This window comes from Sorangium sp. So ce1014, from assembly GCF_051521505.1.
GTDB lineage: Bacteria > Myxococcota_A > Polyangia > Polyangiales > Polyangiaceae > Sorangium.
On record NZ_CP150356.1, the window covers coordinates 8,645,136 to 8,659,696 of the forward strand.

Annotated in this window: 12 protein-coding genes; 6 read left to right on the plus strand and 6 right to left on the minus strand. The window is 73.6% G+C overall.

Annotation, left to right across the window (positions count from 1 at the left end; all coding sequences use genetic code 11):
• Positions 1-58 precede the first annotated feature (58 nt).
• A complete protein-coding gene (locus WME75_RS32730) occupies positions 59-637 on the minus strand; it encodes a hypothetical protein (protein WP_437479140.1) in 579 nt (192 codons plus the stop codon).
• Between the two features lie 192 nt (positions 638-829).
• On the opposite strand from WME75_RS32730, the gene WME75_RS32735 reads away from it, so the two are divergent.
• The 5 genes from WME75_RS32735 (at position 830) to WME75_RS32755 (ending at position 6,099) form a co-directional block, all read left to right on the plus strand.
• Positions 830-1,819, plus strand: coding sequence for an L-histidine N(alpha)-methyltransferase (locus tag WME75_RS32735; RefSeq protein ID WP_437479141.1), 990 nt, complete (start codon positions 830-832; stop codon positions 1,817-1,819).
• A gap of 138 nt (positions 1,820-1,957) precedes the next feature.
• The gene (locus tag WME75_RS32740; RefSeq protein ID WP_437479142.1) at positions 1,958-3,286 is read left to right on the plus strand and encodes a vitamin K epoxide reductase family protein; all 1,329 of its coding nucleotides are present in this window, start codon (positions 1,958-1,960) and stop codon (positions 3,284-3,286) included.
• A gap of 7 nt (positions 3,287-3,293) precedes the next feature.
• Positions 3,294-3,992 carry a hypothetical protein gene (locus WME75_RS32745; RefSeq protein WP_437479143.1) on the plus strand — a complete coding sequence of 233 codons (699 nt, stop codon included), beginning with the start codon at positions 3,294-3,296 and terminating at the stop codon, positions 3,990-3,992.
• The gene (locus WME75_RS32750; protein WP_437479144.1) at positions 3,989-4,690 is read left to right on the plus strand and encodes a thioredoxin-like domain-containing protein; all 702 of its coding nucleotides are present in this window, start codon (positions 3,989-3,991) and stop codon (positions 4,688-4,690) included. Before WME75_RS32745 ends, WME75_RS32750 begins: the two co-directional genes overlap by 4 nt.
• A gap of 98 nt (positions 4,691-4,788) precedes the next feature.
• Positions 4,789-6,099 carry a MopE-related protein gene (locus WME75_RS32755; protein ID WP_437479145.1) on the plus strand — a complete coding sequence of 437 codons (1,311 nt, stop codon included), beginning with the start codon at positions 4,789-4,791 and terminating at the stop codon, positions 6,097-6,099.
• On the opposite strand, the gene WME75_RS32760 is transcribed toward WME75_RS32755, so the two are convergent.
• The 4 genes from WME75_RS32760 to WME75_RS32775 form a co-directional block, all read right to left on the minus strand.
• Complete coding sequence (locus WME75_RS32760; RefSeq protein ID WP_437479146.1) at positions 6,064-6,591, minus strand: methylated-DNA--[protein]-cysteine S-methyltransferase; 528 nt, start codon at positions 6,589-6,591, stop codon at positions 6,064-6,066. The two genes, WME75_RS32755 and WME75_RS32760, sit on opposite strands and share 36 nt — an antisense overlap.
• Entirely contained in the window at positions 6,572-8,095 is a 1,524-nt protein-coding gene (locus WME75_RS32765) for an AlkA N-terminal domain-containing protein (RefSeq protein WP_437479147.1), read from the minus strand. Before WME75_RS32765 ends, WME75_RS32760 begins: the two co-directional genes overlap by 20 nt.
• A 126-nt stretch (positions 8,096-8,221) precedes the next feature.
• Positions 8,222-9,961: a carbon starvation CstA family protein gene (locus tag WME75_RS32770; RefSeq protein WP_437479148.1), complete on the minus strand. Its 1,740-nt coding sequence runs from the start codon at positions 9,959-9,961 to the stop codon at positions 8,222-8,224.
• Positions 9,962-10,088: 127 nt separating this feature from the next.
• Positions 10,089-10,646 (minus strand): DJ-1 family glyoxalase III, encoded by a 558-nt coding sequence (locus tag WME75_RS32775; protein ID WP_437479149.1) that lies wholly within the window; start codon positions 10,644-10,646, stop codon positions 10,089-10,091.
• A 195-nt stretch (positions 10,647-10,841) separates the two neighbouring features.
• Here WME75_RS32775 and WME75_RS32780 point away from each other — a divergent pair, with 195 nt between their 5' ends.
• Complete coding sequence (locus WME75_RS32780) at positions 10,842-13,292, plus strand: SUMF1/EgtB/PvdO family nonheme iron enzyme (protein WP_437479150.1); 2,451 nt, start codon at positions 10,842-10,844, stop codon at positions 13,290-13,292.
• Here the strand turns inward: WME75_RS32780 and WME75_RS32785 are convergent.
• The gene (locus WME75_RS32785) at positions 13,268-14,527 is read right to left on the minus strand and encodes an MFS transporter (protein ID WP_437479151.1); all 1,260 of its coding nucleotides are present in this window, start codon (positions 14,525-14,527) and stop codon (positions 13,268-13,270) included. The genes WME75_RS32780 and WME75_RS32785 overlap by 25 nt on opposite strands.
• Positions 14,528-14,561 lie beyond the last annotated feature (34 nt).

The following is a 14,561-nucleotide window of genomic DNA, read 5'->3' on the forward strand; positions in this document are numbered from 1 at the left end:
ATCGATCCCGCATCGAAATCCGGCATGGGAGGGCCGGTAGACGAGCCGAACGCGCGGGTCAAGCGAGGGATCGCTCGATCTCCTCGAGCGCGGGTCGGGAATTCATGGCTGGAACGTCCTGCGCGCGCATCCACACCGCCGTCTGATCGCCCTCGTAGCAGACGCGGTCTTCGTGCCGGAACTCGAACGCATAGCGGATCATGTGCCGCTTCTCGCCGAGCCGGGAGCGCGTCGCCACGCACGTCGCCTCGATGGGCGCGCCCGGCTGGACCAGCTTGCGAAAGACCACCCGGTGGATGTTTGTGCCATAGCCGATCCAGCCCTCGCGGTGCCGCAGGCCGAGCAGGTGGTAGGCGTGCACGAAGCCGAGCATCCCCGTCGCGTGCACCAAGATCGCGCCGGCGACGTGGCGCGGGTGCAGCAGCGGGTGCGCCCGCTGCGCGTCGACGAGCGGCATCGGCCGGTCGGTCGGCATGCGACAGCGCACCAGGCTCTTCCCGGCGTCCACCTCGAGGAGCTCGTCGAAGAAGAGGACCGAGGGGTCGTAGGGCAGGTCCGCGAGGAACTCGGCGTCGAACGGACCCAGCTTCACAGGAGGGGGCGCGCCGCTCGCCGCGCCGGGTGCAGAGGTCGTCATCGGTTGGCTCCGGGATCCCGGATCCCCGAGGCAGCTCCCTAGCAGCGGCCGATCGCGTGGGCAACGGTCGTCACGAGCCGGAGAAAATTCGGCGGCTCATCGGAATGGACCAAGGGGGGGTGCCGCTGGAAATCGTTGGAGCTCCAGGGATTTCCAGGCGCTCTATCGAAGGTCTGCGGCTAAGGTTCTGTGATGCACACGACAGACTCCCTCGACCGCTTCATGGCGGATGTCCGGGCGGGCCTGAAGGCGTCGCCGAAGCACCTCTCGCCGGAGTATTTCTACGATGCGCTCGGCTCGCACCTCTTCGAGGCGATCTGTCAGCTCCCGTGGTATCCGCTGACGCGCGCGGAGGGGGCGCTGCTCGAGCGGCACGCCGAGGAGATGGTCGCGCCGTTCGGGGCCGGCGCCTCGATCGTCGAGCTCGGCTGTGGCAGCGGGGAGAAGCTCGCCTTGCTGGCGGCCCCGCTCTGCAAGCGGGTGCCTCGCCTCAGCGTACACCTCGTGGACGTGTCGGAGACGGCGCTCGACCTCTCGCGCCGGACCCTGGGCCGCCTGCCGCGCGTGGAGACCTCGGCCCACCGGGCGAGGTACGAGGAAGGCCTGTCCCGCGCGACGGCGCGGCGCGCGATCGACGCGCGGGGCGGCGAGGGCGCCGTCCTCGTGCTGTTCCTCGGCTCGAACATCGGCAACCTGGCCCCGGCGACCGCGGCGGCGTTCCTCGCGGCGCTGCGCGCCTCGCTCCGCGCCGGGGACGGGCTGCTGCTCGGCGCCGACCTCGTGAAGCCCGCGGCGGATCTGGTGCTCGCGTACGATGATCCGCTCGGCGTGACCTCCGCCTTCAACAAGAACCTGCTCGCGCGCATGAACCGGGAGCTCGGCGCGACGTTCGACCTCCGCTCGTTCGATCACCGCGCGACGTGGAACGCGCAGGGCTCGCGCGTCGAGATGCACCTCGTCAGCCGCCGGCGGCAGTCGATCCGCGTGGGCGCGCTCGACCTCGAGGTCGCCTTCGAGGAGGGCGAATCCATCTGGACGGAGAGCTCGTACAAGTACGAGCCGGACGACGTCGTGCGCATGGGGGAGCGCGCGGGCTTCCGCTGTTCCAAGCAGTGGATCGAGCCGATCGGGCGGTTCTCGACGACGCTGCTCCTCGCCGAGGAGCGCGCGGGGAGCCGATGAGCCAGCAGGCTCAGCGCGGCGCGCCGTCCGGCGGGATCGCGACACGGCGCGCCGCGCGTCATGCGCCATCAGGAAATGGCCGTACGCACAGGCATCCTAATTTGACGCGTTGCCCGGCGTCGCGTAATCCACTCGGTCATGTCAGGCAGTCGTAGTCCTCGCGGGCCTGCTGCGCTCGCGCTCTGCGGGTCGTTGCTGGGACTGGCGTTCAGCGCCTCGTCGACGTTCGACTACATCCGGCACCTCGACCGGCAGGTCCACGATCTGCACTGCAGCTTCATTCCCGGCCTCGACGCGCAGGCGGGCGCCGACACCGCGTGCCGCGTGGCCATGTACAGCCCCTACTCCGCGCTGTTCCGCGAGAGCTTCTGGGGCGGTATCCCGATCTCGCTGTTCGCGCTGGGCGCGTTCGCGTTCTTCGCGGCGTTCGCGCTCTACGTGCTGCTCTCGGGCCAGCACGCGCCGCGGCGCTCGGCGCACTTCCTGTTCGTCGCGGGCCTGACGCCGCTCGCCGTGTCGATCCTGATGGCGCTCATCTCGGCGCTGCGCCTCGGGGTGTTCTGCAAGACGTGCGTCGGCATGTACGTCTCGTCGGCGCTGCTCGCGGCCGGCGGCATCTGGGCGTTCGTCGAGGACCGCAGGGCGGCGCGCGCCGCGGCCTGGTCCAGCGCGGCGCCGCGCCCGGCCGGGGCGGCCGGGGTGGGGCCCACGGTGCCCATGGCGCCCCTGGGCGTCGACGGGCCGGGCAGGGCGGCCCCCGCGCCCGCGCGCCGCATGGGCTCGAAGCTGCTCCTGCCGGGGTGGCTCGTCGCGCTCGGCGTGTGCACGGTGACGCCGGCGCTGCTCTACGCGAGCGCGCTGCCGAGCTACGCGCGCTACCTGACCGGCTGCGGCAAGCTGGAGAGGCCGACCGAGCCGAACGGCGCGCTGCTCCACGTGAAGCCGCCGGGCGCGGTGCAGCCGGCGACGATCTTCGTCGATCCGCTCTGCCCGACGTGCAAGGCGTTCCACCAGCGGCTCGTGTCCGAAGGGGTGTTCGAGAAGCTCGACACGACGCTTGTGCTGTTCCCGCTGGACAGCGAGTGCAACTGGATGCTCGACCGGCCGGTGCACCCGGGCGCGTGCCTGCTCTCCAAGGCCATCCTCTGCAGCGATCACCGGGCGATGGATGTGCTCGAGTGGGCCTACGACAACCAGGAGGATCTGCTCGAGGGGGCGAAGGCGGGGGCCGGCACAGCCAACGTGCAGGCGGCGATCCGGCAGCGCTGGCCGGGGCTCGACGCGTGCATGGACTCGAAGGAGACGGCGCTGCGGCTGAACCGGATGCTCCGCTACATCGTGGACAACAAGCTCCCTGTCTCGACGCCGCAGATGTTCCTGGGCACGACGCGGCTCTGTGACGAGGACACGGACATCGGGCTGTCGTATGCCATAAGGCAGCTCGCGCCGGCCCTCCGGACGAGGTGAGGTGGTCATGAGAGGCGCAGGGATCATCGGGATCGTGGCGGGGTGCGCGATGCTTGTCGCGTCCGGCGTGACGGTGCACGGGGAGGTGCAGGCCGCTTCGCAGCGCCTGAAGACGGGGGTGGCCGCGGCGGTGAGGCCGGCGGTGGCCATCGCCAACGACGCCGAGGCGCCGTACTGCACGCCGGCGTTCAAGACGGTGCTGCAGCGGGTGCTCAACGCGTGCGGCCTGGTCGGGGCCGAGGCGCGGCGCGGGTGCCAGCCGGCCGACGTGAAGACGCTCGCGTCGATCAGCGACGACGACTTCAACGCGCTCTTCACGCCGCTGAAGACGCGCGGCGGGGTCGTCATGTTCGACGACGCCTCGGAGAAGCTCGACGACGACTCGAGGAAGATGGTCGAGGAGATGTGGCTCGATCGGCGCGGGGCGCGCTACTTCTTCATCGTCGCCCGGGCGTCGAAGACGGGGACGCCGGAGTTCAACCGGACGCTGTCGCACAAGCGCGCGAACAGCGTGCTCTTCGACATCTCGGACAAGTTCAAGGACCAGGACCTGGACAAGAAGGTCGGGATGCTGTGGCTCGGGAACGAGTTTGCCCAGCTCGGCGCGGAATACTGCCAATGGAACGTCTCGCGCAAGAACAAGGCATGTACGGCAGAGGCCATCAACCGGAGCGCGTTCGTCTCCTGGGTGGACTGCCAGCTGTGAGCGCCGTCAGGAGGAGCTTCGCGCTCGTCGCGCTCGCCGTGGCCGCGGGGCTCGCGGGCGGGTGCGACGGGGAGAAGGCGGATCTGCCGCTGCCCCCGACGCCCGGCCAGGGGCGGAGCAACGCGGTGACGGCGCCGGGCGCGGCCGCGACGGCGAGCGCCAGGGCGCCCGCGAGCGCGGCCGCGCCGGCGGCGCCGGCGGCGCCGCGGCTGCTGTGCGCGGGGCAGTCGCCGCGGCCGGCGCCCTCGTCGGGCGGGCTCACGGCGGTCGCGGCCCAGGGCGCGGAGCCGCTGCCGGCGAACATCGGGTTCGGCGTCGGCAAGTGGGTGTGGGTGAACTTCTGGGCGGCGTGGTGCAAGCCGTGCCTGGAGGAGATGCCGCGGCTGCTCGCGTGGCAGCAGAAGCTGCGGGCGGCCGGCGTGCTCGTCGATCTGGCGTTCATCTCGATCGACGACGACGAGCGGCAGCTGTCGCGGTTCCTGGAGGCGCAGCCGGGCACCGGGGTGCGCGCCTCGTACTGGCTGCCCGACGGGCCCCAGCGGGCGGGGTGGCTGCGGGCGCTCGGCGTGAAGGAGACGACCGAGCTGCCGATCCACGCGCTCGCGGCGCCGGGCGGACAGGTGACGTGCGTGATCCAGGGGGCCGTGGAGGACAGCGACTATCCGACCCTCGCGGCGCTGCTCGGGGCGAAGAAGTAGGCAGCGGCTCTCTTCGAGGCGGCCGGAGAGCAAGAAAGCGCCGCTCGCGCGGCTTGTTGGACAGTCGCGATCGCGCTTATGCTCGAAGAAGCGCCCTCGTGAGAACGTCCCTGCCAAGACATCCTGTCGCCTTTCTCTTTCGCCTTTCCTCGCTGATCGCGTCGACGGCGCTCCTCTTCGCGAGCTGTGACGGCGGCGCGCCGCAGCAACCGCAGCAGGGGTCAGGGGAGCCCTGCGAGAGCGCAAAGGACTGCGCGGACGGCGTCCCCTGCACCGTCGACCGCTGCTCCGGCGGTCGGTGCGAGTCGGTGGCGGACGACACCCGCTGTCCGGGCGGGCGCTGTGATCGGGCGAGGGGTGGCTGCGTCAACGAGAAGGCGTGCGCGACGCCGGCCGACTGCGTGGATGCGGATCCGTGCACCCAGGAAGAGCGCTGCGACGACTCGCTCCGGCAGTGCGTCTTCGAGGGGCTGGACGGCGATGGGGACGACGCGCTGCCCGTGATCTGCGGCGGCGCGGACTGCGACGACGACGATCCACGGAACGCCCCGACGTTCGGCGAGCTGTGCGACGGCGCCGACAACAACTGCAACGGCGCGGCCGACGAGGGCGAGGGCAGCGCCCTCTGCGGCGCCGAGGACGCGCGCTGCGTGAGCGGGCGCTGCGAGTGCCCGGCCGGGCAGGGTTACTGTCCGCTCGTGACCGCCTCGGGGTTTCACTGCATCGACGTGCAGTCCGATCCGGAGAACTGCGGCGCCTGCGGGCGCTCGTGTCCCGGGGTCACGACCTGCGTGGGCGGGCAGTGCACGTGCGCGGAGGGCCTCGCGCTGTGCGGGTCCACGTGCGTCGACCTCTCCGAGGACGAGCTCCACTGCGGCGCGTGCGGCGAGTCGTGCGGCGCGAACGACTGCATCGACGGCGTCTGCACGGCGTGCGGCGGGGTCGGCGAGCCCTGCTGCGGCGGCGTGAGCTGCAGAGGCGATCTCGGCGAGTGCGGGCCGGGCGGCACGTGCGCCGCGAAGGCGTGCGCGGAGCCGTCCGAGCCGCTGCCGGACACGCACCTCCCGCGGTGCTCGGCCGACACGCTGCCGTGCATCGACGCGTGCACGGTGAGCTCGTGCGTCGACGACTGCTTCGAAGCGGACACCACGATTCCTCGCATGTTCGACGGGGTATGGGTCGACTGCGCCGGCTGCGTCGACTATCAGGTCCAGGCCTGCGCGGCGCGGAGCTGCCAGCCGAGCCTGTCTGCGGCGTATTGCTGCATCGAGGAGCGCTGCGGCGGGACCCTCGACAGCGCGTGCGAGGACCGATGCGCCGTGGAGCTCGACGAGTACTATCGCTGCTCCGACGCGACAGACTGCGGCTTCTTCCTACGAGCGGAGGAGCCGCGCTCCTGTTTTCCCTGAGGCGCCCTCGTGCGCGAGCAGCCACCGCTTGCGCGGGAGGCCGCCCGCGTAGCCCGTGAGGTCCCCGCGGGCGCCCACGACGCGATGGCAAGGGATGACCAGACAGACCGGGTTCCGACCGTTGGCCAGGCCCACGGCGCGTGACGCCGACGGCTGCCCCAGGGACGCCGCGACCTCGCCGTAGGCGCGCGTCGCGCCCGGGAGGATGCGCTGGACCTCCGCCCAGACGCGGCGCTGAAACGGCGTGCCGCCGGGCTCGACCGGGACGCCCGAGAGCGCGCCGAGATCGCCCCGCCAGTAGGCCCTCAGCCGGCCGGAGAAGCCGTGAGGATCGGCGGCGCTGCGCAGCGTGACCGCGCCGTACCGCGCTTCCAGCGAGGCGCGGAGGCGGGGCCCGTTATCCGCGAACTCGAGCCCGTGGACCATGCCGCCCCCGGCCGCGAGGAGCATGACCCCGAGCGGCGACTCGATCTCATCCAGCAAGAGATCCATTCGATACCTCCCTCTCCGCGGGCCGCGCGCCCCGCGCGTCCGCCATCCACAAGAGCATCGCCGCGTAGGCGCGCCACGGGCGCCACGCCTCCGCCATCGCCAGGAGATCCGCGCCGGAGACGCCGCCGAGCGCGCGCCGCAGGCCGAGATCGGTGGCCGGGAACGCGTCCGGCTCGCGCAGCGCCCGCATCGCGACGTACTGGGCGGTCCACTCGCCGACGCCCGGCACGCGGCAGAGCGCGCGCACGGTCTCCTCCAGGCCGCGCGAGGCGTCGAGCGCGACCTCGCCGCGCGCCACGTGCGCCGCGAGCGAGGTGATCGCCGCCGCGCGCGCCCGCGGCACGCCGAGGTCCGAGAGGTCGGCCGCGGCGAGCGCCTCGGGCGTCGGGAAGACGAGGCGGAGGCCCTCGGCGCCCTCGGACGGGCCGCCGGGCAGCGAGAGCGGCTCGCCGTGCCGCTCGACAAGGCGGCCCGAGAGCTGCGTGGCGGCGCGCACGCTCACCTGCTGGCCCAGGATCGCCCGCACCGCGAGCTCGAAGCCGTCCCACGCGCCCGGCACGCGCACCCCCGGCAGCGCCGCGACCCGGGGGGCGAGCTGCGGGTCGGCCCCGAGGTGCGCCGCGATCGCGTCGGGATCGGCGCCGAGGTCGAAGAGCCGCCGCAGGCGCTCGGCGCAGTGGATCAGCCCCTCGGTGCCGGGCAGCCGCAGCCGCGCGAGGAGGCAGGCCTCGCCGGGCACCGGGCGCACCTCGACGACGCCGTGCCCGCCGGCGACGCGCACCGTGCGGCGGTACGCGCCGGGGCCCGCCGACTCCACGCCCGGGATGGCGCGGGCGCCGAGGAAGCCGGCGAGGGCGTCCCAGTCGAGCGGCGGGCGGAACGGGAGGCGGAGCGCGATGTCCGGCGCGCTGGCGTCCGCTCGCGCCGCGCCGCCGCCCCGCCGCGACGCAGCTTGCCGCAGCTCGCGCGGCGTCCGCGCGTAGGTGGCGCGGATCGCGTCGTTGAAGCGGCGGACGCTCGAGAACCCCGACGAGAGCGCCACCTCGGTCATGGAGAGCGCGGTCTCGTCGAGGAGCTTCTTCGCGAAGAGCAGGCGCCGCGTCTGCGCCACCGCGAGCGGGGAGGCGCCGATGTGCCGCAGGAAGAGCCGCCTCAGGTGGCGCTCGCCCACGCCGAGCCGCGCCGCGAGCTCCGGGGCGTCCGCGTCGTCGAGCGCGCCCTCCGCGATGAGCCGCAGCGCCCGCGAGACGACGGCCGAGGTGCCGAGCCACGCGGGCGTCCCGGGCGAGGCCTCGGGGCGGCAACGCAGGCACGGGCGGTAGCCGGCCTCCTGCGCGGCGGCCGCCGAGGGGAAGAAGACGCAGCGCTCCCGCTTCGGCGTCCGCGCCGGGCAGATCGGGCGACAGTAGATGCCCGTCGACTGCACGCCCGTGAAGAAGCGACCGTCGAAGCGGAGGTCGCGGGTCTCGATCGCGCGATAACAAGCGTCTTCGTCGAGCCGCATGCAAAGCGTCGTAGCGCAGGCGCCGCCGCGCCTCTGGCGCTTTTCGGACCTGGGAGAGCGGACGGTACCGGCCGCTCCCGATCGCCCCCCGGCTGCCCGCCGCTCCCGATCCGCGACCCAGCCCCCTCAGCGCGCCGGGCCGGGCGCCGGCTCGACGGCCGGGCCGTTCTTCAGGGCCTTCACCGCCTCGACCATCAGCGACACCGCGAGCCCGATCAGCGCGAGCCCCACGAGGCCGTTCAGCGTCGTCGCGCTCAGCGTGAGCCCCTCGGCCCGCACGGTGACGAGCGCGCTCCGCACCTGCAGGATGAGGGCCCACAGGGTGATCGTCATGACGAACACCATCGGGATCGCCGTGTACCAGATGCGCCGCTTCTCGCAGTGCAGCCAGACCGTGACCGAGAGGAGCGTCAGCGCCGCGAGCAGCTGGTTGCTCGTGCCGAACAGCGTCCAGAAGTCGAGGTACGCGGGCCGCACGCCGGGCGCGGGCGGGCGCGCGGTCATGATGAACAGCGTGGGCGGCGCCAGCGAGAGCGCGGTCGCGGCCGCGGACAGCGCCCTCCCCTTCCAGTGGAACAGCTCCTCGAGGATGTAGCGGCTGAGGCGCGTCGAGACGTCCAGCGTGTCGAACACGAAGGTGGAGAACGCCATCGCGCCGAACGTCGCGGCGAAGAGGAAGTGCTCCTTGCCGATGATCACGGTGAGGAATTTGCCGATCCCGTCGCCGTAGATCTTGCCCGGGCCGCCCAGCTTCGTCCCCTGCGCCACGATGACGAGCGTCGCGAGCGCGATGAGCGCGACGAACGCCTCGGCCAGCATCGCGCCGTAGCCCACGGAGTGGGTGTGCGTCTCCTTCGAGATCTGCTTCGACGTCGTCCCCGAGCAGACGAGCCCGTGGAAGCCGGAGCAGGCGCCGCAGGCGATGGTGACGAACAGGAACGGGAAGAGCATGCCCGTCGCGCCGCCGGCGTCCCACGTCGTGAACGCGGGCTGCCGCAGCTCGAACTCCCCCGGGTACCGGAGGTTCCCGAAGAAGATCCCGATCACGCCGACCGCGAGCGCGATGTAGAGGACGAACCCGCCCAGGTAGCCGCGCGGCTGGAGGAGCAGCCAGACCGGCAGGAGCGAGGCCAGGAAGCAGTAGACGAGGATGATGAGGCCGAACGCGCGCTGCGGGTTGTCGACCGGCAGCACGAACGAGGTCGAGATCTTCGTGCCGAGCCAGACGACGGCGAGCGTCGCGGGGACGAAGAGCAGGGTGGTGAGCCAGAGCGGCGGCCTGAGGTACCGCTGGACCACGCCCATGGTGAGGGAGAGGCCGAGGTAGGCGATGCTCGCCGCCGCCACGGCGCCGCCGGGGTTGAACTGGAACGTGCCTCCCTCGAACTCCTCGGTCTTGCCGACAAAGGTGCTCGCCGTGATGTCCGTGAAGGCGACGATCACGTAGGAGAGCGCCAGCCAGATGAAGATCATCATCGACAGCCAGGCGCGCCGGCCGATGTGCCGCTTCGCGATCTCGGCGACGCTCTCGGCCTCGTGGCGGACGCTCGCGATGAGCGCGGAGAAGTCGTGCACCGCGCCGATGAACACGACGCCGATCGCGATCCAGAGCACGCACGGGAGCCACCCGAACGCCTGTCCGGCGAGGATCGGGCCGGCGATCGGCCCCGCGGCGGCGATGGCGCTGAAGTGCTGCCCGAAGAGGTAGAACGGCTTCGTGGGCACGTAGTCCTCGCCGTCGTTCACCTTGACCGCGGGCGTCACCGCGTCGTCGTCGAGCGCGTAGTTGCGCGCGACGAGCCTCCCGTAGAAGCGGTAGCCAAGGCACAGCACGACGATGACGGTCAGGGCGAGCAGCGGCAGCACGCGGCGGAGTATAAGTCCAACCGCGCGCCGCTGTGATCCTGCAAACGGTCCGAACCCCGAGGGGCGGCGAGGGGGGACGCGCGCCGCTCCGGGACGCGAGCGCGGGGCCCTCCTGGACGGCGCAGGCTCAGGACGGCAGCATCAGCGGCGCGCGCACCTTCGCGGCGACCTCCTCGCCGCGGAGCCGCGCGACGAGCGCGAGCGAGAACGCCATCGCGGTGCCGGGCCCCTGGCTTGTCACGAGCTGCCCGTCCTCGACGACCGGGCTCGCGACGAGCGCGCCGTGCGCCGACACCACGTCGTTCACGGACGGGTGGCACGCCATCTTCTTCCCCTGGAAGAGCCCGTGCGCCGCGAGCGCGATCGGCGCCGCGCAGATCGCCGCCACGAGGCGGCCCGCCTGCGCCTGCGCGCGGAGGCGCTCGCCGACGGCCGGCGAGCCGGCCAGACGGTCGGCCCCGCCCTTGCCGCCCGGGAGGACCACGACGTCGAAGTCGCCCGCCACCGCCGAGAGCTCCGCGTCCGGCACGAGGCGCACGCCGCGGCTGCAGCGCACCGGCCCCGGGCCGTCCAGCCCGGCGAGGACGACCTCGACCTCGGCGCGGCGGAGGACGTCGACAAGGATGGTCGTCTCCATCTCCTCAGCTCCCTCGGCCAGGATCACGAGCGCTCGCGGTGTCTTCATGAGCGCCGCCATGGCGCCGCGAGCCACCGGATGCAAGCGGACGTGACGAGGGAATGCAGAGGGAAGAAGCAGAGGGAAGCGGAGGGAAGCAGAGGGAAGCAGAGGGAAGCAGAGGGAAGCAGAGGGAACAGAGAACCTGGGCAGGCGGCGCCGAAGCCCCTTTGCCTGCGAACGGCGACGCGCTAGGAGCGGGGCATGGTGGAGCCGTCCGACGATCCTTTCGGCCTCTCGGGGCAGACCATCGAGGGGAAGTACCGCGTCGCGGCCGTCATCGGCGATGGCGGGTTCGGCGTCGTCTACCGCGGGGTTCACGAGGGATTTGGCGAGCTCATCGCGATCAAGTGCCTGAAGATGCCGACCTCGCTCGACGCCGAGCAGCGCGACGCGCTGCTCGAGACGCTGCGGGGCGAGGGGCGGATCTTGCACCGGCTGTCGCGGGCCACCTCGGGCATCGTGCAGGCGCTCGACGTCGGCGCGTTCACGACCCAGGCCGGCGTGTGGGTGCCCTACCTCGTGCTGGAGTGGCTGGAGGGCCAGACGCTCGGGCAGCACCTCCGGGACCGGCGCGACCGGGGGGAGTTCGGCATGTCGATCGCCGAGGCGATCCAGCTGCTCGCGCCGGCCGCGCGCGCGCTCGCCGTCGCGCACGCGCACAAGGTCGCGCACCGCGACGTGAAGCCGGCCAACCTGTTCCTCACCGACGTCGGCGGGGTGCGGACGCTGAAGGTGCTCGACTTCGGCATCGCGAAGGTGCTGGCCGACCACCCCACGTTCACCGAGGCGCTCGCGGCGACCCGGCAGGGGCCGAGCGCGTTCACGCCGCGCTACGGGGCGCCCGAGCAGTTCAACAGGGCCCGCGGCGCGACCGGCCCCTGGACCGACGTGTTCGCGCTCGCGCTCATCTTCGTCGAGCTCGTGAGCGGCAAGCGCGCGCTCGAGGGGGACGACCCCACGCAGCTCTACATCGCCTCGGCCGACCCGGCGGTGCGCCCGACGCTGCGCGCGCGCGGGCTCCCGGACGCGCCGGAGGCGATCGAGCGCGTGCTCGACAGGGCGCTCTCCATCGAGCCCAAGCACCGCTTCACGAACGCGGGCGAGTTCTGGGACGCGCTGTCGGCCGCGGCGCGCGGCGAGCGCGCCGGGTCGGGCGCGGGGCTCGACGCCCCGGGCGCGGAGCACGCGGGCGGGCTGTCGACCGCGGAGTACGCGGCCTCGCGCGGGCTCGGCCTCGCGACCGGACACGCCGGCTTGCCGATCGAGCCGACGATGCTCGCCGACGCGCTCGCGCCCGCCCCGGCGCGGCCCGCCGTGGTCAAGGTGAGCCACGGCGCGAGCGGGCATCCGACGGGCGGCGCGGCCGGCGCGGCTGCCGCGGCTGCCGCGCTGGCGACGGGGGGCTCCCGGACCGCGCAGGTCGACGACTCCATGATCGAGACGGTCGCGCCCGCCGCCTACCCCGCGGCCCGCCCGCCGCCCCCGCCGCCCGGCGCCGCCCCGCCCCCACCGCCCGCGGCGGGCGAGCCGCCGCACGCCGCGCCGCCCGTCGCCCCGCCGCAGCACCGCCGCAGCCCTGCGCGCGCGGCGCTGCCCTGGCTCCTCGCGACGCTCCTGCTCGGCGGCGCCGGCGCGGCGGCGTACTTCCTGACGCAGGCGCCCGACGGCAAGAAGCCGGCGCGGGCGCCTGCCGCGCGCGCCCCGGCGAAGGCGTCGCCCACCGGGCGCGCCGCGGCGGCCCCCGCGGGCGCGGCGCCGGCGATCGCCACCGCTGCGCCCGCGGAGAGCGCCTCGGCGGCGGCGTCGGCCGCCGTGCCCGCCGCCGTGACGGCGCCGCCGGCCGACATGGTCTTCATCGGGCCGCTCACGACCACGATCGGCGCCGCGGGCGAGGCCCGCCAGGTGACGCTCACCCGCGGGTTCTACATCGATCGCAACGAGGTGACCGTCCGCGCCTACCGCGCCTGCATGCAGCAGCGCATGTGCTCCACGGCGGATCACGTCTCGCTGACCCCCGAGCTCCTGCCCGGCGCGCTGGCGCCGGCGGCGTCCGAGGACCAGAAGGAGGCCGACCTGTGGTCGCGTCGCTGCAACGAGCCTCGCAACGCGACCGGGCACCCGATCAACTGCGTCGACTACTCCCAGGCCGAGAGCTACTGCCGCTTCCGGGGCCGGCGGCTGCCCACAGAGGCGGAGTGGGAGGTCGCGGCGCGCGGCGCGGCGGGCCGGGCCTTCGTCTGGGGCGACGACGCGCCGACCTGCGAGCGCGCCTGCTACGACCGCAACGAGGCCTGCCTCGCGCGCGGCACCGAGGTCGCGACCTGCGCGTCCGGCGCCCACCCGAGCGATCGCACGCCCGAGGGCGTCTACGATCTCGCCGGCAACGTGTCCGAGTGGGTCTCGGACGGCCTCGTCTTTCCGCCGCCCGGCGGCGAGGATCCGCAGGGCGACCCGTCCTTCCCGCTCAAGGTGGTGCGCGGCGCGAACTTCCTGGACGGCCCCGAGAAGCTCTCCACCACGTACCGCACCGCCGCGGCGCCCGTGACGGCGCACGCCTGGATCGGCTTCCGCTGCGCCATGGATGTTCCGGCGCCGGAGGCCGCCCCGGCGCCCGAGGCCGCCCCGGCTCAGGAGGACGCGCCGGCCCCGTGATCGCCGCGTGACGCGGGCGGCGGATCGCCCGCGGCCCCGGCGAGGCGCGGCGCGGGCGCCGGGCCGCCCGCGGCCCCGGCGAGCAGCACGATGGCGAGCGCCCCGACCACGATGAGCGACAGCGCCACAGGGAGGCTCGTGGCCGCGGCGATGTGGCCGACCACGGGCGGACCGCCGAGGAACGCCAGGTACCCGAACGTCGCGACGGCCGCGATGGAGGTGCCCGTGGGGCCGGTGCGCGCGGCCGCGCTGAAGACCGTCGGGACGACGCACGAGAGCCCGAGCCCCACGCTCGCGAACCCGAGCAGGCCGGCCATCGGACGGCCGATCAGCAGCGCCGCGGCGAGCCCCAGCGTCACGAGGACGGCCCCGCCCCGCACCACCGCGACCGGGCCGAGCCGGGTGCTCACCCCGTCGCCGAGGAAGCGGCCCGCCGCCATCGCCACCGAGAAGGCCGCGAACCCCGTCGCCGCGAAGGCCGCCGACGTGCCGAGCGTGTCGCGCAGGTACACCGCGCTCCAGTCGGCCATCGCGCCCTCGCCGAACATGCACAGGAAGGCGATCGCGCAGAGCGGCCACATCGCGCGGGGCGGCAGCGCGAAGGGGTTCCCCGGCGGCTCCCGCGCCGGGACGCCGGGCCGCACCCAGGCCGAGAGCAGCCCGACGAGGAGCAGCGCCGCCACCGCCGCGAGGGAGAGGTGCGCGGCCGGCGCCACCCCCGCGTGCGCGAGCCCCCCGCCGACCGCCGCGCCGGCGAGCCCCCCGACGCTGTAGAGCGCGTGGAACGACGACATGATCGGCCGCCCCCACGCGAGCTCCACCTCGGCGGCGTTGGCGTTCATCGACACGTCCATCACGCCGTTCGAGACGCCGAAGAACGTCAGCGCCAGGAACAGCTCGACCGGCGTCCGCGCGAGCGCCAGCCCGAACAGGCTGACCGCGAACGCCGCGCCGGAGGACACCGCCACCGCCCGGCTCCCCAGGCGCGCGACGAGCCACCCGGCCATCGGCATCCCCACGAACGCGCCGAGCGCCGGCGCGAGCAGCACGTTGCCCAGGGTCGCCTCGCTCAGCGCGAGCGCCCGCTTGAAGTCGGGGATGCGCGTCACCCACGTGCCGATGCAGAAGCCGTTCGCGAGGAAGATCAGGAGCCCGGCGATGCGCTGCGCCCTGAGCCGCGCGGCGGGCGTCCGCTGCCCGTCCTCCCTGGAGGTCTCCACGTCGCGCGCTGCCATCACGAGACCGCGGCCCGTGCGGGGATCTCGCCGC